The following is a 20,526-nucleotide window of genomic DNA, read 5'->3' as shown; positions in this document are numbered from 1 at the left end:
CTTTTTGGCGGCGGGCGGGGGCGGCGGGGGGGCCGGGGGGCCCGCGCCGGGGGGGGGGGGGGCCGGGGGGGGGCGGGGCGGGGGGGGGGGGCCCCCGGCCCCGGCTGTTCATGGGTACTGCCGGCGGCTCAGGAAATGCCGAGCGTGGCGCACTTGGCGGCGAGGTCGCCACCACAGATCTCGCTCGCCTTGACGTAGCCCTCGGTGACGACGGTCTTGACGTCCTTCGCCAGGATCGTCTGCGGCGTCAGCAGCACCGACTTGATGTCGCGGTTGCCCTTCGGGTCGTGGAGCGTTCCCGTGGCGATCGCGGAAGCACCGGCGGTGTCACCCTTGGCCAGGGCGGCGGCCAGCTTGGCGGTGGACTCGGCCTCCTGCTTGATCGGCTTGAAGACCGTCATGTACTGGTCGCCGCGCATGACCGCCATCAGGCCGTCGGCGGTGGCGTCCTGGCCGGTGACCGGGACCTTCCCGTTGAGGCCGTTCTTCTTGAGGATGGTGATGACCGCGCCGGCCAGACCGTCGTTCGCCGCGACGACGCCGTCGACCTTGCCGCCGTTGGCGGTGAAGATCTGCTCGAACGTCGTGCCGCCGAGCTGGTTGTCCCAGTCGTTGATCGGCTGCTTCTGGATCCGCTTGAGCGTGCCCGCCGAGAACAGCGGCTCGAGGACGGTGTCCTGGCCCTTGGTGAACAGCGTCGCGTTGTTGTCGGTCGGGGCGCCCTCGATCTGGACGACACCCGCCCCCGCCTTGCTCTTCAGCGCGTCGGCCATGGCCTGGCCCTGCAGCTGGCCGACCTTCTCGTTGTCGAACGAGACGTAGTAGTCGGCGGACCCGCCGAGGCTCGGGCGGTCGTAGTCGATGACCGGGATGCCCGCGGTCTTCGCCTTGGCCTCGACCGCGGCACCGACGGCCGGGTCACCCGGGGCGATGACCAGCACCTTGACGCCGGAGCTGATGAAGCCGTCCGCCAGGGTGGAGAACTTCTGGTTGTCACCCTGGGCGTTCTGGACGTCGACCTCGAAGCCCTGTGCCGTCAGCGCGGCGGTCAGCATCGGCTTGTCGAACGCTTCCCAGCGGGCCGAGGTGGCGGTCTCCGGCAGGATGACACCGACCTTGCCGGAGGCACCGCCGGCGGCGGCCGGGGCGGACGAGGAAGCGGAGCTGCTCCCCGTGCCCCCGCTGTCCGAACTGTTTGCACCGCAAGCGGTCAGCACCAGGCCGGTGCTCACCGTGGCGGCGAGGAGGGTAAGGGTTCTGCTGCGCATCCTCGTTCCTTCCGGATCCAAGCATTGTGACGAGTGGCCCTCGACGTCGTCTCGGGCCTTGCGGGGCGGTGATCCGGAGGAGCCCCCGGCGCACCGACGCGCATATGTTGTGGGCGACAACATATGCCGCTGAGCGGCTGCGGGGAAGATAGCTGGATCGATTAAATGACACCAATTGGACACGGTTCGGCAACACGCGCTGAACCTCGCCCGGAAAGAGTAGATCCGCTGACGATGTGATCGCCAGCACTCACCGTGTGTTACATCCAGGTTTCTTGACGGCGCGAAGGTAGCCCGGCCGCCGACCTGCCGGGCACCGAGCGTGGGCGGCGGCGAGATGGTGGTGATCCCACCGATCGCGCCCGTGCCTGGTCGCCGACTTGCGAAACCTTTCGGACGGCCTGCCCGAACCCCTCCCCGGCCCGGGACGAAGGGGCAGGGTGCGGGTGACAGGCCGGTACGCAGCGTCACAGAGGTCACGGCCGGGTCGAGGGAACGGACGGTGACCGCCGAACTTCAGCCTCTCGGGCGACATCGGCGGGGTTCGAGAGGCTCACCAAGGGGTGAACGCGGCGGTCGGGTCCGACGTGGCCCGGACCGGTCGGCTGACCTGCGACGGGGTCGGGAACGGCCCCTGACGGAGCTGCCGGCGAGCGCAGCTGACGGGCCCGGCCGGCGGGGTCGTGAGTGTTTGGTCGGGTTCTGGCGGAGCTGCGTTTCCCGACCTCCGCCTCGTGCTGGTCGCGGCCCGCGCGGGACAGTCGACACGCCGCCCGGAACGGCCGGCCCGCTGACCACAGTGACCCACACGCCCGGGTTGGCCGGCGTGGTGGCCGTTGCGGTCCGCGGGTGCCGACCTCGCCGCAACCGAGCCGCGGACCCCGGGGCGGTGGATGACCAAACACGGTCCGCCCCGACACTCACGACTTGCTGCGAGACCAGGCCGCGCCGGACTCACCAGGAGCGCAGCGTCACGATCCGTTCCTCGAGCTGCTCCATCGTCGCCATCGCGGTCGGCGGGCCGCCGCACACCCGGCGCAGTTCGTTGTGGATCGCGCCGTGGGGCTTCTTCGTGCGGTGGTGGTACATGCCGACCAGGGCGTTCAGCTCCTTGCGCAACGCTGCGAGCCGCTCGCTCACCGAGGCCGAGCGGGCCGGCGCCGGGGGCGCTGCCTCTTCCGCCTTCGGCTTGCGGCGCTTCTCGTCGGCGATCTGCTCTTCCTGCCGCTTGCGCAGCAGCGCGCGGACCTGGTCGGGCTCCAGCAGGCCGGGCAGGCCGAGGTACTCCTGCTCCTCGTCCGATCCCGAGAAGACCGCCGTGCCGAAGGAGTTGCCGTCGTAGATGACCTGGTCCAGCTCGGCCGAGGCGCCCAGCGAGGTGAACGCCTTCTCCTCCTCGCCCGGCTCGTCCTCGGTGCGGTTGGCCTGGGCCAGGAGCTCGTCCTCCCAGCCCTCCTGCTCGCGGTGCGGCTTGCCCAGCACGTGGTCGCGCTGCGCCTCCAGCTCGCTGGCCAGCTCCAGCAGCACCGGCACGGACGGCAGGAAGACGCTCGCCGTCTCCCCCTTCTTCCGCGCTCGCACGTAGCGGCCGATCGCCTGGGCGAAGAACAGCGGGGTCGACGCGCTCGTGGCGTACACCCCCACGGCGAGCCGCGGGACGTCGACGCCTTCGGAGACCATCCGGACGGCCACGATCCAGCGCTCGGTGGTCTCGGAGAACTCCTTGATCCGGCCCGAGGCCTTCGGATCGTCCGAGAGCACCAGCGTCGGCATCTCCCCCGAGAGCCGCTCCAGGATCTTCGCGTACGCGCGCGCCGACTCCTGGTCGGTGGCGATGACCAGGCCGCCCGCGTCCGGCACGCTCTGGCGGACCTGCGACAACCGGGTGTCGGCCGCGTGCAGCACCGCCGGGATCCACTCGCCGGCCGGGTCGAGCGCCGTGCGCCACGCCCGGGCGTTCTGCTCCGCGGTCAGCGGCTCGCCCAGCCGGGCGGTGAACTCCTCCCCCGCGCTGGTGCGCCAGGAGGCCTCACCCGAGTAGGCGAGGAAGACGACCGGCCGGACCACGCCGTCGGCCAGCGCGTCGGCGTAGCCGTAGGAATGGTCGGACTTGCTGCGCTGGAAACCGCCGGCGTCGGGCTCGTAGGTGACGAACGGGATGGCCGAGTCGTCGCTGCGGAACGGCGTCCCGGTCAGGCACAGGCGCCGCACGGCCGGGGTGAAGGCCTCGCGGATCGCGTCACCCCAGGACTTCGCGTCGCCGCCGTGGTGGATCTCGTCGAGGATGACCAGGGTCTTGCGGTTCTCGGTGCGCACCCGGTGCAGTGTCGGGTGGGCCGCGACCTGCGCGTACGTCAGCGCGACGCCGTTGTAGTCCGACGACGTGACGCCGGTGGTGTTGCGGAAGTTCGAGTCGATCTGGATCCCGGCCGCGGCCGCCGACGCCGCCCACTGGTGCTTCAGGTGCTCGGTCGGCGTGACGATGGTGACCGCCTCGATCGTGCGGTCGGACAGCAGCTCCGCGGCGATCCGGAGGCCGAACACGGTCTTGCCGGCGCCGGGCGTCGCCACCGCGAGGAAGTCCTTGGGACCGGTCGTCAGGTACTTGGTCAGTGCCCGCCGCTGCCACGCCCGCAGCGGGCGCGCGGTCGAGTCCTTCTCCGCGGGAGGCGCCCCGAGCTGCGTCCCCGTCATGCCGGTCCCCCCTCGCTCAAGTGCCGTTCAAGTGCCGCTCACGTGCTTTGACGTGCGAAAACCCTCACTGTGGTACCGACTTCGGTGTCGGCGACTGCGGTGAGGGCACTCCAGCGAGTCTACCGGCCGGGTCCGACAGTTCCGGGCACCGGCACGGGTGATGTCACCCGACACGCCCGGGTGCAGGGGGCGTGACGAGCCAAATCCCCACGGATGGACCATGCTGGACACCGTCATGGGTGAGGTCGTTGCCGTGGACGAAACGGCGAAGGTGGCCCGCAAGGGGCCGTGGCGTCTCGTCACGCGCACGCTCGGCAAGGCGTGGGAGGGCAACATCTTCTCGGAGGCCGCGGAGGCGGCCTTCTGGCAGACGCTCTCGCTGCCGCCGCTGCTGCTGGGGCTGCTCGGCAGCCTCGGCTTCGTCGGCGAGTGGTTCGGCCAGGACGTCGTGGCCCAGGTGCACGACCGGATCATCGGCTTCTGCAAGACCGTGTTCAGCGCCAACGCCGTCCACGACATCATCGAACCGACGGTGAACAGCATCCTCACCGTGGGCAAGGGCGAGATCGTCTCGGTCGGCTTCCTGATCTCGCTGTGGGCCGGCTCGTCGGCGATGTCGTCGTTCGTGGACGCGATCACCGTCGCGCACGACCAGTACGGCGTCCGCAACGACGTCTGGCAGCGGATCTTCGCGCTGCTGCTGTACCTGTGCGGCCTGGTGATCCTGGTGGTCGGGCTGCCGCTGCTGGCGATCGGCCCGGACCTGCTGCCCGAGTTCTTCCCCGGCAACTGGCGCCCGACCGTGTCGTCGTGGGTCGGCGCGCTCTACTTCCCGACGCTGGGTGTGGTGATCACCCTCGCGCTGACCACGCTGTACAAGCTCGCGCTGCCGCGGAAGCTGCCGTGGCACCGCGGGCTGCCGGGCGCGGTGCTGGCCATGGTCGTGTTCCTGCTCTCCTCGGTCGGCCTGCGCGTCTACCTGAACTGGATCACCAAGACCGGCTACACCTACGGCGCGCTGGCCGCGCCGATCGCGTTCCTGCTGCTGATGTTTTTCATCGGGCTGGCCGTGGTCGGCGGGGCCTACTTCAACAGCGCGATCCAGGAGCTGTGGCCGGCGAAGGCGACCCGGCGGCAGCGCCGCAAGTGGCGCCGGCTGGAGATGGAACGCGCCTCCGAGCGGCTGCGCTCGGAGGAGGGGCGCAAGCTCTGGGAGCGTTCGACGACGCCGTTGCGGCGTCCCCGCCCCGAGGACGCCAACGGCGCCACGAAGTCCGGCGGCGAGGCACCGTCCGATGAGGACGGACCGTCACCCAGCGCACCGGAACCGGCACCCAGCGCAGCTCAGGGTGGATCGTCATCCGAAGGGACCACCCGGAATCCACCCACAGACTGAGTCGCTCCTCAGTTCGGACATGGGAGGCTCTGCGGGTCACTGACGCAGGCGTCGGTCGCCGCGTCGTTCCCGAGGGGGTTCCCAAGTCATGTCCGTGCTGGCCAGATTGAGCCTGCGCAACAGAAGCCTGATCGGCCTGCTCGCGCTCGTCGTCGTCGGCTTCGGCGCCTTCGCGCTGCCGCAGATCAAGCAGCAACTGTTCCCGTCGCTGCAGTTCCCGCAGGCGCAGATCGTCACGGCGTACGCGGGCGCGTCGCCGGACGCGGTCGACAAGCAGGTCACCGAACCCCTCGAAGGCGGCCTCCAGGGCCTGAAAGGCCTGGAGCAGCTCAACTCGACGTCGTCCGACGGGGTGTCGCGGATCGTCGCGCAGTTCGAGTTCGGGACCGACATCGACGCCTCCGTTTCGCAGATCCAGCAGGTGGTGAACCAGGTCCAGCCCCGGCTGCCGCAGAACTCCGCGCCGTCGGTGTCCGCGGGCAGCACCGACGACCTGCCGGTCGTCCTGGTCGCCGCCGGCACCGCGGGCGACCCGCAGAAGCTGGCCCCCGCGCTGACCGACCAGGTCGCGCCGGAGCTGCGCAAGATCAACGGTGTCCGCACCGTCACCGTCACCGGCGTGCAGCAGCCGCGCGTCACGATCACCCTCGACTACGCGAAGCTGGCCGCCGCGGGGGTCGACCCGGCGTCGATCGCCACGACGCTGCAGACGGCGGGCGCCGCGGTCCCGGCCGGCACGCTGACCCAGGGCGACAAGACGCTGTCGGTCCAGGTCGGCGGCGGTCAGACCACTGTGGACACGATCCGCAACCTGTACCTCACGCCCAGCGCGGCTTCCGGGGCGGCTCGTCAGGGCACCCCGGCGCGCGGGCCGGTGAAGCTGGGTGACGTCGCCGACGTCCAGACCGGCTTCGCGCCGGCGACGTCGATCACGCGCACCAACGGCAAGCCGAGCCTCGGCCTGTCGATCACCATGGTGGACAACGGGAACGCCGTCGCGATCTCCCAGGCGGTGCGCGACAAGCTGCCCGACCTGGCGAAGAAGACCGGTTCCGAGATGAGCGTCGTGTTCGACCAGGGCACGCCGGTGAAGGACGCGATCAGCGGCCTGACCACCGAAGGCCTGCTGGGCCTGGCGTTCGCGGTGATCGTGATCCTGCTGTTCCTGCTGTCGGTGCGCTCGACCCTGGTGACCGCGGTGTCGATCCCGCTGTCGGTCGTCGTCGCGCTGCTCGCGCTGTGGACCGGCGACCTGTCGCTGAACCTGCTCACCCTCGGCGCGCTGACCATCGCGATCGGCCGGGTGGTCGACGACTCGATCGTCGTGCTGGAGAACATCAAACGCCACCTCGCGTACGGCGAGGAGAAGCAGCGGGCGGTGCTCGACGGCGTCCGCGAGGTGGCCGGCGCGGTGACGTCGTCCACGCTGACGACCGTCGCGGTGTTCCTGCCGATCGCGTTCGTCGGCGGGTTCGTCGGGGAGCTGTTCTCGCCGTTCGCCATCACGGTGACGGTGGCGCTGCTGGCCTCGCTGCTCGTGTCGCTGACGGTCGTCCCGGTGCTCGCGTACTGGTTCCTCAAGCAGCCCGCGATCCCGGCGGACGCCCTCGAGGCCGAGCGGGCGCGCGAAGCGGCCGTCGAGAAGGAACGCCGCGGCCTCCTGCAGCGCGCCTACCTCCCGGTGATCCGGTTCGCCACCAAGCGGCGGCTGACCGTCGTCCTGCTGGCGCTGCTGATCTTCGCCGGCACGGTCGGGCTCGCGACGCGGCTGAACACCAACTTCCTCGACCAGTCCGGCGGCACCACGCTGAACATGACGCAGAAGCTGCCCGCCGGCACCAGCGTCGAGGCCAAGGAGAAGGCCGCCACGGCGGTCGAGCAGGCCCTGGCCGCCGAGCCGGCGGTGCAGACCTACCAGGTCAGCGTCGGCGGTGGCGGCGGGTTCGGCGGCTTCGGGGGCGGCGGCACGGCGACCAGCATCTCGGTCACCGTCGCGAAGGACACCGACCTCGACGCGCTGTCGAGCCGGCTGCGCGACAAGCTGACCTCGCGGCCCGAGCTGGGTGAGATCAAGATCGGCGCGGACGCCTCCGGGTTCAACTCCGACCAGGTCTCGGTCACCGTGACCGCGCCGTCGGAGGCCGCGCTGAAGCCCGCGTCCGACCAGGTGCAGCAGGCGCTGCAAGGGGTGTCCGGGCTGACCGAGGTGACCAGCGACCTGTCCGTCGGCTCGCCGCGGGTGCAGGTCGAGGTGGACGCCGCCGCGGCCGCCGCGCACGGGCTGTCGGCCAGCACCATCGGCCAGGTCGCCAACCAGGCGATCGCCGGGCGCACGGTGACGCAGCTCCCGGTCGACGGGCAGCGCACGGACGTCGTGCTGCGCGCCGGCACCGCGCCGGTGACCGTGGACCAGGTGAAGGGCTTGCCGATCCCCGGCCCGGCCGGCGTCGTCCGGCTCGACGAGGTGGCCAAGGTGTCCACTGTGGACGGCCCGGCGTCGGTGCACCGCACCGGCGGCGACCTGAGCACCACCGTCACGGCGAAGAACACCGGGGACAACCTGAGCAAGACGACCGCGGACATCCAGTCCAAACTGGACGGTCTCACCTTCACCGGCGGCGCGGCGTACTCGCTCGGCGGCGTGAGCCAGGACCAGCAGGAGGCGTTCTCGAACCTCTTCCTGGCGCTGCTCGCGGCCATCGCGATCGTGTTCCTGATCATGGTGGCGACGTTCCGCAGCCTGATCCAGCCGCTGATCCTGCTCGTGTCGATCCCGTTCGCGGCGACCGGCGCGATCGGGCTGCTGCTGGCCACCGGCACCGCGCTCGGCCTGCCGTCGCTGATCGGCATGCTGATGCTGGTCGGCATCGTCGTAACCAACGCGATCGTGCTGATCGACCTGATCAACCAGTACCGCGCCGAGGGGATGAGCGTCGCCGACGCCGTCACCGAGGGCGGCCGGCGCCGGCTGCGGCCGATCCTGATGACCGCGGCGGCGACGATCTTCGCGCTGATCCCGATGGCGCTGGGCATCACCGGCCAGGGCGGGTTCATCGGCCAGCCCCTGGCCATCGTGGTGATCGGCGGCCTGGTCAGCTCGACCCTGCTGACGCTGGTGCTGGTCCCGACCCTCTACACGATGGTCGAGACCCGCAAGGAGCGCCGCCGGGCGAAGCGGGAGGCGCGCAAGCACCCGGTCGAGGCACCGGAGTCGGAGTCCCTGGACCCCGCCCCCACCGCCTGACCGGACGACACGCGTACCCAGGCGGACGACACACGTACACCGATGGACGACACGCCGCACCCGAGCCGGGTGCGGCGTGTCGTCCATTCAGGCACGCATGTTCGCCGCCTGGGTACGCGAGTTCGCCGTTACTGCTGGAACCGGTAGGTCATGCTGTCGAAGACGATGCAGATGCTCGGCGACATCACGATCACGCGCAGGGTGTTGTCCCGTTCGTCGAAGTCGATGCCCTCGACCTCGAACGTGCCCGAGCAGCCGCTGCGCAGCGGCAGCTGGCCGAGCGAGGTGACGTGGCCGGTGACGTCGGAGCCGTTGAGCCCGCCGGCGAGGTCGACCTGCAGCAGCGGCTTGGTCGTGCCGAACAGGCTGCCGTCCGGGTCGTCGGAGGCGCAGAGCAGCCGGGTCGCGGTCTGGAAGTCGCAGCCCTGGACGTCACGCACCGGGTGGTCGAGCCGGATCGCCGACGCGTAGGGCAGGTTCTGCGCCGGGTCGGTGGCCACCACGCCGGGCATCGGGTGGACCAGGAGCCGGTCCATGGTGCCGTACTCGCCCGCGACCAGCCAGCGCGCGTCGGGTGAGACCGCGGCGAAGGAGTTGTTGTTCGCTTCCCACGACTCGAGGTTGTGCTTGTAGTTCGCCCAGGTGCCGTCCGGGGCCTGGACGCGGAAAAGCTTCGCGCCCCGGTCGTCACGCTGGTAGGGCTCGACGTACCAGCCCTGGGCGGAGCCGGGGTCGCCGACGTGGTTCCAGCCCTGCGAACTCAGGTCGGCCGGGATGGTGCTGATCCCGGTGTAGCGGATGGTGGTGCCCGAGGGGCGGACGATCGTGGCGAGGCCCTGGCTCTCGTCGAGGGCGCGGGCCTGGTCCTTGCCGACCTCCGACCAGCCCGTGACGGCCTGCGCGAGCGCGGGCGCGAACACGGTGAGCAGGGCGGCTACGGCGACGACGATCCCGGTTCTGCGCATGACGCCTCCGGTGGGAGTGGGAAAACCTGGCGAGCAGGATTTACCAGCACTCCCGGGCCTCACGCACCCGACGAATGAATGATTTTCACGTTTGTTCGGCGATCTGTCCGGTTCCGGACACACCCCGGCCCCGGCGGACGAGCGTCAGCCGGGGGTCACGGGATGAGGTCAGTCGCCCTTGCGGAGCCCGTCGAAGATCTCCTTGCAGGCCGGGCAGACCGGCGAACCGGGCTTCGGCGACTTCGTCACCGGGAAGACCTCGCCGCAGAGTGCCACCACGTGATTGCCCATGACCGCGCTTTCGGCGATCTTGGCCTTCTTCACGTAGTGGAACATCTTCGGGGTGTCGTCGTCGGTGGTGTCCGTGCCCTCGGGCGTGGTTTCCGGCTTCGTCAGCGTCTCGGTGCTCACCCGGCCATTGTGCCCCAGTCCCCCGGAAGCGCGTACGAAAGCCCCTCGACCCGGCAGGATCGGCGGCATGTTCCAGAAGGTGCTCGCGACGTTCGGCTCGGGCGGCGCGAAGATCGACGCCCGCCTGCTCAACCGCACGGCCGCCCCCGGCCGCCCGTTGCACGGCGAGGTCCTGCTGCTCGGCGGCGAGGTCGACCAGGAGATCAACGGCCTGGACGTGACGCTGCTGGCCCGCGTCCAGGTCCCCGGCGAGGACAAGACCGAAGACCTCCCGTTCGGCTCCCAGCACCTCGTCGGCCGCGAAACCATCCGCGCCGGCCAGCAGGTGCGCGTGCCGTTCGAGATCCCGCTGCCCTGGGAGACGCCGGTCACCAGCGTCTTCGGCAAGCCGCTGACCGGGACCGCGGTCGGCGTGCGGGCCGAGCTGGACCTGGCCGCGGCGGTGTCCGACCCGTTCGACGCCGACGCCGTCGCCATCGAGCCGATCCCGGCGCAGAAGCGGGTCCTCGACGCGCTGAGCCGGACCGGCTTCGTCTTCCGCGAGGCGATCCTCGAACAGGGCCGGATCAACGGCGCGAACCAGCAGCTCGCGTTCTTCCAGGAGATCCGCTTCGCGCCTTCGCCGCGCTTCGCGAGCATCTTTTCCCAGGTCGCGGTCACGTTCCTGACGTCGTCGGAACGCACCGACGTCGTGCTGGAGGTCACCAAGCGCGTCCGGGTGAGCAAGACCGGCGGCTTCGGCGGGCGTGGCCAGGACTTCCTCGGCCTGTTCACGATGAAGCCGGACGTCAACTGGGAGAAGCAGCTCGAAGACTGGTTCGACCAGGTGGCGCGCCCGCGCGGGATCTTCGACTAGCCGTGGAGACGCACCGTCCGCACATGCCCGGTTACGGCATCGCGGCCGCCGGCGAGGGACTGCTGCCGTGGTCGTGGGCCGACGAGCGGCTGCGCGCGTCCCACGACTTCTGGCTCGCGACGGACGCCCCGTACGAGCCGGTCGTCGTCGAGGGGACCGCCGAGGTCGGCACCGATCCGGCGGCGCTGCGGGAGGCCGCCAACGCCTCGATGCGGCTGCAGCCGGAGAAGGTGATCGGGTTGCGGGAGAAGGACTTCACGACCACCCCGGCCCGCTGGACGTTCCCGTGAAGTGGGCCGAAGCGATCGCCACGCTGGGCGGCGAGCCCGACGCCTGGCCCCGGCTCGAAGCCCGTTACGGCGAGCCCCACCGCCGCTACCACACGCTGGCGCACGCGACGGCCGTCGCGCGGGACTCCGCTTGGCTGGCCGGAGGGCTCGGCGAAACCGATCGAGCCGTCGTCGCCGTCGCGGCCTGGACGCACGACGTCGTCTACGACGCGAAGCCCGGTGAAGACGAACGGGCCAGTGCCGCGTGGGCCCGGGAAGCACTGGAAGGCGTCCGAGAAGAGCACATCGAGCGCGTCGAAGGCCTGGTCCTGGCCACGATCAAGCACGACGCGCCGGCCGGCGACCACCTCGCCACCGCGCTGCTCGACGCCGACCTCGCCATCCTCGGCGCACCCGAAGCGCAGTACGCGGTGTACGCCGAAGCCGTGCGCCAGGAGTACGCGAAGTACCCCGACGGCGTCTGGCGCGAAGGGCGCATCGCCGTCCTCGAAGGCATGCTGGCGCGGACGCTCTACCGCAGCGAAGCGGCGCGGGCACGCTGGGCGACCGCCGCGGAAAAGAACCTGACCGCCGAGCTGACCCGCCGGCGCCGCGAGCAACCCGATCACCGATGATGGTTCCTCGTGACCACCCCACTCAACCTGCACGAAGAGGTCGCTTCCGCGCTGCGTGACGGGCACCCCGTCGTCGCGCTGGAGAGCACCATCCTGTCCCACGGCCTGCCGCCGGGCCGCAACCTCGACGTCGCCCGCCGCCTCGAGCGCGTGGTGCGCGACGGCGGTGCCGTCCCGGCCACCATCGCCGTGCTCGACGGCCGGGTCGTCGTCGGCCTCTCCCCCGCCGAGCTGGAACGCGTCTGCGCGCCGGACGCCGGCCTGGACAAGCTGTCGCTGCGCGACCTCGGTCCGGCCGTCGGCCTCGGCCGCTCGGGCGCGACGACCGTGGCGAGCACGTCGGCGCTGGCCGCCGCGGCCGGGATCGGGATGTTCGCCACCGGCGGCCTCGGCGGGGTGCACGTCGGCGCCGCGCAGTCCTGGGACGTCTCGGCGGACCTCGGCGTGCTCGCGAAGGTGCCGACCGTGGTCGTGTGCTCCGGCGTGAAGTCGGTGCTCGACATCCCGGCGACCCTCGAAGTCCTCGAGACGCACTCGGTGCCGGTGCTGGGCTACCGCACCGACGACTTCCCGGCGTTCTACCTGCGCTCGTCCGGGCACGCCGTGGGCTGGCGGGTGGACGACGCGAAGCAGGCCGCCGCGGTGGTCGCGGCGCACCGCGCGTACGCGACTTCCGGTGTCCTGCTGGCGAACCCGATCCCCGAAGCGTCCGAAATGGACAAAGAGCTGCACGACCGGCTGCTCGCCGAGGGCCTGGCGCTGGTGGCCGAGCGGGGCGTGCACGGCGCCGGCGTGACGCCGGTGCTGCTGGAGCACTTCCACACCGCGAGCGGCGGCGTGAGCATCGACGCGAACGAGGCGCTGGTGCTCAACAACGCGAAGCTCGCGACCGAGGTCGCGGTGGCGCTCGCATGACCGGCATCGTGGTGGTCGGCGACGCGGCCCTCGACGTGATCGCGCGGCACGACAAGCCGTTGCCGCACGGCGGCGACGCCCGCGCGAAGATCCGGTTCACCGGCGGCGGCTCGGGCGCCAACACGGCGCTGTGGCTGCGTTCGCTGGGCGCGGACACGACGCTGCTCGCGCGCATCGGCGACGACCCGGGCGGCCGGCTGATCAAGGCCGAGCTGGAGGCCGCGGGCGTGCGCTGCGCGTTCGCGGTCGACCCCGAGGCGCCGACGTGCTGCGTCGTGGTGATGGTCGACGCCACCGGGCAGCGCAGCATGCTCGCCGACCGCGGCGCGAACCAGCGGTTCGCGCCCGGGGACGTCACCCCGGAGTCATTGGCCGGGGCGGGCCACCTGCACCTGTCCGGCTACGTGCTGCTCGACCCGCCGTCGCGCGCCGCGGGCCTCGCCGCCCTGGCGCTCGCCCGTGAGCTGGGCCTGACGACGTCGGTCGACCCGCAGGCGGCCGCGCACATCACCGACCCGGCGGCGTTCCTCGACGACGTGCGCGGCGTCGACCTGCTGCTGCCGAACACCGAGGAACTGGTCGCGCTGACCGGTTCGGCGGACCCGGCGTCGGCGAAGGAGCTGCTCGCCGCGGTGGGCGCGGTGGTGGTCACCGCCGGCCTGAACGGCGCGAGCTGGGTCGACGACGGGGGTGTTACGAGCGTGCCCGCGATCGAGGCCGACTGCGTCGACTCGACGGGCGCGGGCGACGCGTTCGACGCGGGTGTGCTCACCGGCTGGCTGGCCGGTGAGTCCACTGTGGACGTCCTGCGCCACGGGACGCGGCTGGGCGCGCTGGCCGTCGGGAAGGTGGGCCCGCAGCCCGGCTAACCGTCGATGACGCGGTGGGTGGTGTGCTCGATCGCGGTCGGCTCGGCCTGGAAGCGGTTGACCTTCTCGGTCTTGCGCGGCGGGCTGTCGTTCGCGATCAGCACCGCGATCCACGGCAGCGGCACCGAGATCGCGAGGAAGCCGAGCGCCAGCCACCACACGTGGTAGGTCAGCCCGGCGAGGATCAGACACGGGATGCGGCAGGCCATCATGATGACGTACTTGCGCTTGCGGGCCCTGAACTGCTCTTCGTACGACAGGGCCGCCCCGGTGATCAGCACCGGGTCCGAGTCGTTGGCGGGCATGGTCACTGCACCACCTCCGCTGTCCATGGTCGCACCCCGGTGGCTCACGCGACACCTGGGTGGGCCAACCGGCTCAACGCCGCGGCGACGAGCGTCTCGATACCGGTGCGCAGGGTCGGATGCAGCACCGGGGCGAACCGCGGCGAGTGGTTGGACGGGATGTCGCGCTCGAAGCGGCCCTCGGTCATCGCGGTGATCACCGTCTCCGGGTCGAAGCCGCCGACCAGCCAGAACACCGACGGCGCGCCGGCCGCGCGGCCGAACTCGCTGAAGTCCTCACTGCCGGTGATCAGCGGCGCCGGCATCGTCACCTCGGGCCCGAAGTGGGCGAGGAAGACCTCGGCGAGCGCGTTGGTGGCCGCTTCGTCGTTCTCCGTGATCGGGTAGGACCCGTACCGCGTGATCTCGGGCGGTTTCGGCGCGCCGGCCGTCGCGGCCTCGCCGTTGACGATCCGCTCCACCGCGGCCAGCACGCGCTCGCGGACGGCCTGGTCGAACGACCGGATGTTGACCTCGAGCACGGCGTCGTCGGCGATCACGTTGCTCGCGGTGCCGACGTGCAGCGAGCCGACGGTGACCACGGCGGAGTCGGTCGCGGCGATCTCCCGCGAGACGATCGTCTGCAGCTTGAGCACGACGGACGCGGCCAGCACGGCCGGGTCAACGGTGGTCTCCGGGCGGGAACCGTGGCCGCCGCGGCCGTGCAGGGTGATCCGCAGCGTGTCGGTGGCCGCCATGATCACGCCGGGCCGGGTGAGCACCCAGCCCGCCGGACCCGGCACCAGGTGCTGGCCGAACACGACGTCGGGCGTCCCGGCGATGTCGAACAGGCCGTCGCGGACCATCGCCGACGCGCCGCCCGCGCTCTCCTCGCCGGGCTGGAACACCACGAGCAGCGTGCCGGACCACGTGTCGCGGCCCTTCGCGAGCAGCGCCGCGGCGCCGGAGAGCCAGGTGGCGTGCATGTCGTGCCCGCAGGCGTGCATGACCGGGACGTCGGTGCCGTGCTCGTCGGTACCGCGTTCGGTGCTCGCGTACGACAGCCCGGTCTTCTCCTCCACCGGCAGCGCGTCGATGTCGGCACGCAGCTGGACCGTCGGGCCCTCGCCGTTGCGCAGCACGCCCAGAACCCCGGTGCCGGCGATGCCGGTGTGCACCTCGTAGCCGTCGCGCTCCAGCCGCCGGGCCAGCTCGGCCGCCGTCCGGGTCTCGGCGAAGGAGAGCTCGGGGTGGCGGTGGAGGTCGATGTACAGCGCTTCGAGCTCGGGCAGCGCCGCGTCGAGCGGGGTGAGGACGTCGTCGAGGGTCACAAGGGCCATCGTGGCAGCATTACCCACCGTGAGCACGCGAAGCGTACTGCCCGACCTGAACGACGACGTCTGCGCGCGGCTGCGCGAGGCCTTCCGGCGCACCGCCTACGACGCCGACGGCGTGGTCGCCGCCCTCGGCGGCGCCGCCCACGCGGCGCTGGGCCGCGGCGAGCCCGAGCCGGCGGACCGGGCGAGCCGGGACGCCGGTGAGCTGGGCACGCTGATCCGGCTCTTCCTGCTGGGCGGGACCGAGCCGGAGACCGCGGTCAAGGCCGCGTTCGCGCCGTTGACGCCCGAAGATGCCGTGGCCGCGGGCCTGCTGGACACCGTCGCCGGCGGCTACCGGGCCGCCCTCGACGTCCGCCCGCACGGCGACGAGGAGGGCTCCTGGTGGGTCGTCTCCGACCTCGACGCCGACGTCCTCGGCGCCACCGTGCCCGAGGACCACGTGCTCGGCGTCGGCCACGCGTCGCTGTCGCTGATCCGCGCGACCACCCGCCGCCCGGTCGGCACCCTGCTCGACCTGGGCACCGGCAACGGCGTCCAGGCCCTGCACGCGACCCGGCACGCCCAGCGGGTGACCGCCACCGACGTCTCGGCACGGGCGCTGGCCCTGGCCGCGGCGACCTTCCGGCTCAACGAGCTGGACGTCGAACTCGTGCGCGGCGAGTGGTTCGCGCCGGTCGCGCGGCGGAAGTTCGACCAGGTCGTCTGCAATCCGCCGTTCGTGGTCGGGCCGGCGCGCGTCGACTACACCTACCGCGACTCCGGGCTGGCCGGCGACGACGCGAGCGCGCTGGTCGTGCGGCAGCTGCCCGGGTTCCTCAACGACGACGGCGTCGGCCAGCTGCTGGCTTCCTGGCTGCACACCGGCGACGAGGACTGGGCCGACCGGGTGAGCCGCTGGCTGCCCGCCGAGACCGACGCCTGGTTCGTCCAGCGCGACGTCGCCGATCCGGCGCTCTACGTCGGCACCTGGCTGCGGGACGCGGGCATCGACCCGCGCTCCCCCGAAGGCCGGGCGAAGGCGGCGGCGTGGCTCGACTGGTTCACCGCCCACGACGTCCGGGGCATCGGCTTCGGCTTCGTGACGCTGCGGCGCGCGGCCGGGCGCACGCCGGCCGTGGTGTGCGAAGACCTCCGGCAGGCCTACGACGACCCGCTGGGCCCGGAGGCGGCCGGCTGGCTGGACCGCGTCGAGTGGCTGCGCAATTCCGATTCATTGCTGGATGTCCGTTTTGTGGTACCCGACACCGTTTTGCTGGAAAGCGTCGAGGAACCCGGCGACGAAGGCTGGACGACGACGATCCGGCGGCTGCACCGCACCGACGGCCCCGGCTGGCAGCACGAGGTCGACGACCTGGCCGCACGGCTGCTCGCGGGCTGCCGCGGCGCCCTGCCCCTGGAGGACCTCATCGAGCTCTTGGCGGCTGCCCAGGGGCTCGAAGCGGACGAACTGGCGGCCGCCGCGCTGCCCGTCGTCCGGGAGCTCGTCCGGCACGGCATGCTCGTCCCGGCGGGCCGGTGAGGGCGGTCGCCGCCCGGGTCTCCCGGGCCGACGTCACGGTCGACGGCGAGGTGACCGGTGCCCTCACCGAACCCGGTTTGCTTGTGCTGCTGGGAATCCACGTGGACGACGACGCGGCGAAGGCCGCCACGATGGCGCGCAAATTGCACGAGCTGCGCATCCTGCGTGACGAGGAATCATGCGCCACGGTGAATGCGCCGTTGCTCGTGGTGAGCCAGTTCACGCTCTACGGCGACACGAAGAAAGGGCGTCGGCCGTCGTGGACGCAGGCCGCCCGGCCGGAGGTCGCGGAGCCGTTGGTGGACGCCGTGGTCGCCGGCCTGCGCGAGCGCGGCGCACACGTCGAAACGGGGCGTTTCGGGGCGATGATGGCGGTCTCGAGCGTGAACGACGGTCCGTTCACAGTTCTCGTAGAGGTCTAGACCACTACGGGACGGTTCACTTCCTGACCGAATTCTCAAGGTCTTCTCAGGTTTCCCGGTCACTGATCCTTCTCAGCAAAAGCTCAGCATTGGTGGAGCAACCGGAAGGCTCCGGCAGCCGTCTCCTTTTACAGCGAGCCGGGAACGTTTCGGGAACCCGGAGCGTTGCACCAGATGTCCAGCCAAGCCGGCCGGACCGGCGTACCGGGTTCCACAGGCCTCGGTCCGCGGGTACGCACCCGGCGTGACCCACCGCAGCACGTTCAGCCCGTGACCGGGGAGGCAGAATGTCAGTCCAGACTCTCGAACGCGAGTCGCGCGGGATTCGCGAACGTATTCCGGCTCAGACGTCCGAGGAGCCGGTGAGCGCGGGGGCGTTCGCCGAAGGCGACCTCGACGCCCCAAGCCCCGCCGCCGACCTGGTGCGCGTCTACCTCAACGGCATCGGCAAGACGGCACTGCTGTCCGCCGCCGACGAGGTGGAGCTCGCCAAGCGCATCGAAGCCGGCGTGTTCGCCCAGCACATGCTGGACACCGGGGAGAACCTCACGTCCAAGCGCCGCACCGAGCTGTCGGCTCTGGTCCGTGACGGGCACGTGGCGAAGAACCACCTGCTCGAGGCCAACCTGCGGCTGGTCGTGTCGCTGGCCAAGCGCTACACCGGCCGGGGGATGCCGCTGCTCGACCTGATCCAGGAGGGGAACCTGGGTCTGATCCGCGCGGTGGAGAAGTTCGACTACTCCAAGGGGTTCAAGTTCTCGACCTACGCCACCTGGTGGATCCGGCAGGCCATCACGCGGGGCATGGCCGACCAGGGCCGCACCATCCGGCTGCCCGTCCACCTGGTGGAACAGGTCAACAAGCTGGCCCGCATCAAGCGCGACCTGCACCAGCAGCTCGGGCGCGACGCCACGCACGAGGAACTGGCCGCCGAGTCGGGCATCCCGGCGCACAAGATCTCCGACCTGCTCGACCACTCGCGTGACCCGGTAAGCCTGGACATGCCGGTGGGCACCGAGGAGGACGCCCCGCTCGGTGACTTCATCGAGGACTCCGAGGCGACCGACGCCGAGAGCGCCGTGATCTCGAGCCTGCTCCAGGACGACCTGCGCCGCGTGCTCGCGACGCTGGACGACCGCGAGCAGCACGTGATCCGGCTGCGCTACGGCCTGGACGACGGCCAGCCGCGCACGCTCGACCAGATCGGCAAGCACTTCGGGCTCTCCCGCGAGCGCGTCCGCCAGATCGAGCGCGAGGTCATGTCGAAGCTCCGCCAGGGTGAGCGCGCGGACCGGCTCCGCGCCTACGCCAGCTAGTCACTTCGAACAAGAGCACCTCGAACGGGGCGGGTACGCACACGGTGCGTGCCCGCCCCGTTTTCGTGCCCGGCCCCGGTCTCGTTCCCGCAGTTCAGGGGCATGATCGGAAAATAAGCCACGAAACCCGGGTTTGGGCCCCACCTGTCCTGGGTAGCAACCCGCGGCAACACCCGTTCGGCAGCGTTGACTTATGACCTACGTCACGACACTGTCGAGTCAAGGCCGGTGGGGTACGGCGTCAAGCCTCGCGACCGGATGTGCACGCATCCGGCGCTTTCCCCGGGAGGTCGGGTCCGTCGGGGTGGACCCGGCCTCCCGACCCAAACCCGGCGGGGTGGGGTGGGGTGGCACACAGTGGTCCGATGCCTCTGGGGCGTGGTCGCCGCGCATGCGTAGGGTGGACCGATCCCGGAGCTGGCAAAGGAGCCTGGCAGTGCCGTCCACCACTTTTCAGCACACCGAAGTCCTCCCGCTGGGCAAGGACACCACCACCGAGTACCGGCTGGTCACCGACGAGGGCGTCGAGACGTTCGAAGCCGCCGGGCGGAAGTTCCTGAAGATCGACCCCGCGGCGCTGACCACCCTCGCGCGCACGGCCATCACGGACATCCAGCACCTGTTGCGCACGTCACACCTGACGCAGCTGCGCGCGATCGTCGACGACCCCGAGGCGAGCGGCAACGACCGGTTCGTCGCCATGGACCTGCTCCGCAACGCCGCCATCTCGGCCGGCGGCGTGCTCCCGATGTGCCAGGACACCGGCACCGCGATCGTCATCGGCAAGCGCGGCGAGGGCGTCCTCACCGGCGGTGACGACGAGCGCGCGCTGTCGCAGGGCATCTTCGACGCCTACCAGCAGCTCAACCTGCGGTACTCGCAGATGGCGCCGGTCACCTTCTGGGACGAGCGCAACACCGGCACGAACCTGCCGGCGCAGGTCGAGCTCTACCACAAAGACGGTCAAGACGACCCGGCCTACGAGTTCCTCTTCATGGCCAAGGGTGGCGGCAGCGCCAACAAGACGTTCCTGTACCAGGAAACGAAAGCCGTCCTGAACCCGAAGCGGCTCGCCCGGTTCCTCGACGAGAAGCTGCGCAGCCTCGGCACCGCGGCCTGCCCGCCGTACCACCTCGCGATCGTCGTCGGCGGCATGTCCGCCGAGTTCAACCTGAAGGTCGCGAAGCTCGCTTCCGCGCGCTACCTCGACAACCTGCCGCAGGAAGGATCCGAGCTGGGCCACGCCTTCCGCGACCCGAGCCTCGAGCAGCAGGTGCTGGAGATGACGCGCCAGTTCGGCATCGGCGCGCAGTTCGGCGGCAAGTACTTCTGCCACGACGTCCGCGTCATCCGGCTCCCCCGCCACGGCGCGTCGTGCCCGGTCGGCATCGCCGTCTCGTGCTCGGCCGACCGCCAGGCCAAGGCCAAGATCACCGCGGACGGCGTGTTCATCGAGCAGCTCGAGCGCGACCCGGCGCGGTTCCTGCCCGAGGTCACCGAAGAGGACCTCTCGGACGACGTCGTGTCCGTCGACCTCAACCGGCCGATGGCCGAGATCCGCGCGCAGCTCTCGCAGCTGCCGGTGAAGACGCGGCTTTCGCTGACCGGGCCGCTGGTCGTCGCCCGCGACATCGCGCACGCGAAGATCGCCGAGCGGCTCGACGCCGGTGAGGAGATGCCGGAGTACCTCAAGAACCACCCGGTGTACTACGCGGGCCCGGCGAAGACGCCGGAGGGCTACGCGTCCGGTTCGTTCGGGCCGACCACGGCCGGGCGGATGGACTCCTACGTCGCGCAGTTCCAGGCCGCCGGCGGCTCACTCGTCATGCTGGCCAAGGGAAACCGCTCGAAGCAGGTGACGTCCGCGTGCGAGGCGCACGGCGGCTTCTACCTCGGCTCGATCGGCGGCCCGGCCGCGCGGCTGGCGCAGGACTGCATCAAGAAGGTCGACGTCCTCGAGTACGCCGAGCTCGGCATGGAAGCCGTCTGGAAGATCGAGGTCGAGGACTTCCCCGCGTTCATCGTCATCGACGACAAGGGCAACGACTTCTTCGCCAGCACCGGCGATCCGGTGCTGCAGATCAGCTTCCGCTGAGCTGATCGGGGAAAGGGAAGGGAGCACC

17 protein-coding genes are annotated in these 20,526 nt (G+C 71.0%); 11 read left to right on the top strand and 6 right to left on the bottom strand.

Features of this window, described 5'->3' with window-relative positions; genetic code table 11:
* Positions 1-128: 128 nt before the first annotated feature.
* A complete protein-coding gene (locus ACGFMK_RS42050; RefSeq protein ID WP_392775318.1) occupies positions 129-1,268 on the bottom strand; it encodes a sugar ABC transporter substrate-binding protein in 1,140 nt (379 codons plus the stop codon).
* 954 nt (positions 1,269-2,222) lie between these two features.
* Positions 2,223-3,962, bottom strand: a complete 1,740-nt coding sequence (locus tag ACGFMK_RS42045) for a DEAD/DEAH box helicase (RefSeq protein ID WP_392775315.1) — start codon at positions 3,960-3,962, stop codon at positions 2,223-2,225.
* 220 nt (positions 3,963-4,182) lie between these two features.
* Between ACGFMK_RS42045 and ACGFMK_RS42040 the strand changes: the two genes are divergently transcribed.
* Together ACGFMK_RS42040 and ACGFMK_RS42035 are read left to right on the top strand one after the other, a co-directional pair.
* A complete protein-coding gene (locus ACGFMK_RS42040) occupies positions 4,183-5,358 on the top strand; it encodes a YihY/virulence factor BrkB family protein (RefSeq protein ID WP_392775313.1) in 1,176 nt (391 codons plus the stop codon).
* 88 nt (positions 5,359-5,446) lie between these two features.
* On the top strand, positions 5,447-8,602 hold the full coding sequence (locus ACGFMK_RS42035; protein WP_392775311.1) for an efflux RND transporter permease subunit: 3,156 nt from the start codon (positions 5,447-5,449) through the stop codon (positions 8,600-8,602).
* Between the two features lie 128 nt (positions 8,603-8,730).
* Here ACGFMK_RS42035 and ACGFMK_RS42030 read toward each other — a convergent pair whose 3' ends face one another.
* Positions 8,731-9,567, bottom strand: coding sequence for a hypothetical protein (locus ACGFMK_RS42030; protein WP_392775308.1), 837 nt, complete (start codon positions 9,565-9,567; stop codon positions 8,731-8,733).
* A gap of 168 nt (positions 9,568-9,735) precedes the next feature.
* Positions 9,736-9,978 carry a DUF3039 domain-containing protein gene (locus ACGFMK_RS42025; protein ID WP_323334871.1) on the bottom strand — a complete coding sequence of 81 codons (243 nt, stop codon included), beginning with the start codon at positions 9,976-9,978 and terminating at the stop codon, positions 9,736-9,738.
* 67 nt (positions 9,979-10,045) lie between these two features.
* On the opposite strand from ACGFMK_RS42025, the gene ACGFMK_RS42020 reads away from it, so the two are divergent.
* The 5 genes from ACGFMK_RS42020 to ACGFMK_RS42000 are packed head-to-tail and all read left to right on the top strand — an operon-like array spanning position 10,046 to position 13,522.
* A complete protein-coding gene (locus ACGFMK_RS42020; protein WP_392775305.1) occupies positions 10,046-10,834 on the top strand; it encodes a sporulation protein in 789 nt (262 codons plus the stop codon).
* 23 nt (positions 10,835-10,857) lie between these two features.
* On the top strand, positions 10,858-11,124 hold the full coding sequence (locus tag ACGFMK_RS42015) for a hypothetical protein (protein ID WP_392775302.1): 267 nt from the start codon (positions 10,858-10,860) through the stop codon (positions 11,122-11,124).
* Positions 11,121-11,738: a hypothetical protein gene (locus tag ACGFMK_RS42010; RefSeq protein WP_392775299.1), complete on the top strand. Its 618-nt coding sequence runs from the start codon at positions 11,121-11,123 to the stop codon at positions 11,736-11,738. Before ACGFMK_RS42015 ends, ACGFMK_RS42010 begins: the two co-directional genes overlap by 4 nt.
* Before the next feature lie 9 nt (positions 11,739-11,747).
* A complete protein-coding gene (locus ACGFMK_RS42005) occupies positions 11,748-12,653 on the top strand; it encodes a pseudouridine-5'-phosphate glycosidase (protein WP_392775296.1) in 906 nt (301 codons plus the stop codon).
* Positions 12,650-13,522 (top strand): carbohydrate kinase family protein, encoded by an 873-nt coding sequence (locus tag ACGFMK_RS42000; protein WP_392775293.1) that lies wholly within the window; start codon positions 12,650-12,652, stop codon positions 13,520-13,522. The genes ACGFMK_RS42005 and ACGFMK_RS42000 overlap by 4 nt, the downstream gene beginning before the upstream one ends.
* Here the strand turns inward: ACGFMK_RS42000 and ACGFMK_RS41995 are convergent.
* Positions 13,519-13,854 carry a DUF3099 domain-containing protein gene (locus tag ACGFMK_RS41995; RefSeq protein ID WP_392775290.1) on the bottom strand — a complete coding sequence of 112 codons (336 nt, stop codon included), beginning with the start codon at positions 13,852-13,854 and terminating at the stop codon, positions 13,519-13,521. The genes ACGFMK_RS42000 and ACGFMK_RS41995 overlap by 4 nt on opposite strands.
* A gap of 17 nt (positions 13,855-13,871) precedes the next feature.
* The gene (locus ACGFMK_RS41990) at positions 13,872-15,137 is read right to left on the bottom strand and encodes an amidohydrolase (RefSeq protein WP_392775321.1); all 1,266 of its coding nucleotides are present in this window, start codon (positions 15,135-15,137) and stop codon (positions 13,872-13,874) included.
* A gap of 28 nt (positions 15,138-15,165) precedes the next feature.
* Between ACGFMK_RS41990 and ACGFMK_RS41985 the strand changes: the two genes are divergently transcribed.
* From ACGFMK_RS41985 to ACGFMK_RS41970, 4 genes are all read left to right on the top strand, one after another.
* Complete coding sequence (locus ACGFMK_RS41985; RefSeq protein ID WP_392775287.1) at positions 15,166-16,665, top strand: methyltransferase; 1,500 nt, start codon at positions 15,166-15,168, stop codon at positions 16,663-16,665.
* Positions 16,662-17,087, top strand: a complete 426-nt coding sequence (dtd, locus tag ACGFMK_RS41980) for a D-aminoacyl-tRNA deacylase (protein ID WP_392775285.1) — start codon at positions 16,662-16,664, stop codon at positions 17,085-17,087. Before ACGFMK_RS41985 ends, dtd begins: the two co-directional genes overlap by 4 nt.
* Before the next feature lie 287 nt (positions 17,088-17,374).
* Positions 17,375-18,403 (top strand): sigma-70 family RNA polymerase sigma factor, encoded by a 1,029-nt coding sequence (locus ACGFMK_RS41975; protein ID WP_392775283.1) that lies wholly within the window; start codon positions 17,375-17,377, stop codon positions 18,401-18,403.
* Between the two features lie 436 nt (positions 18,404-18,839).
* Positions 18,840-20,498 (top strand): fumarate hydratase, encoded by a 1,659-nt coding sequence (locus ACGFMK_RS41970; protein ID WP_392775280.1) that lies wholly within the window; start codon positions 18,840-18,842, stop codon positions 20,496-20,498.
* Positions 20,499-20,526 lie beyond the last annotated feature (28 nt).

It is taken from the genome of Amycolatopsis sp. NPDC049252, assembly GCF_043197175.1.
Classification (GTDB): domain Bacteria; phylum Actinomycetota; class Actinomycetes; order Mycobacteriales; family Pseudonocardiaceae; genus Amycolatopsis.
Note: the sequence above shows the minus strand (reverse complement) of the source record. Positions and strands in the feature narration are given on the sequence as shown.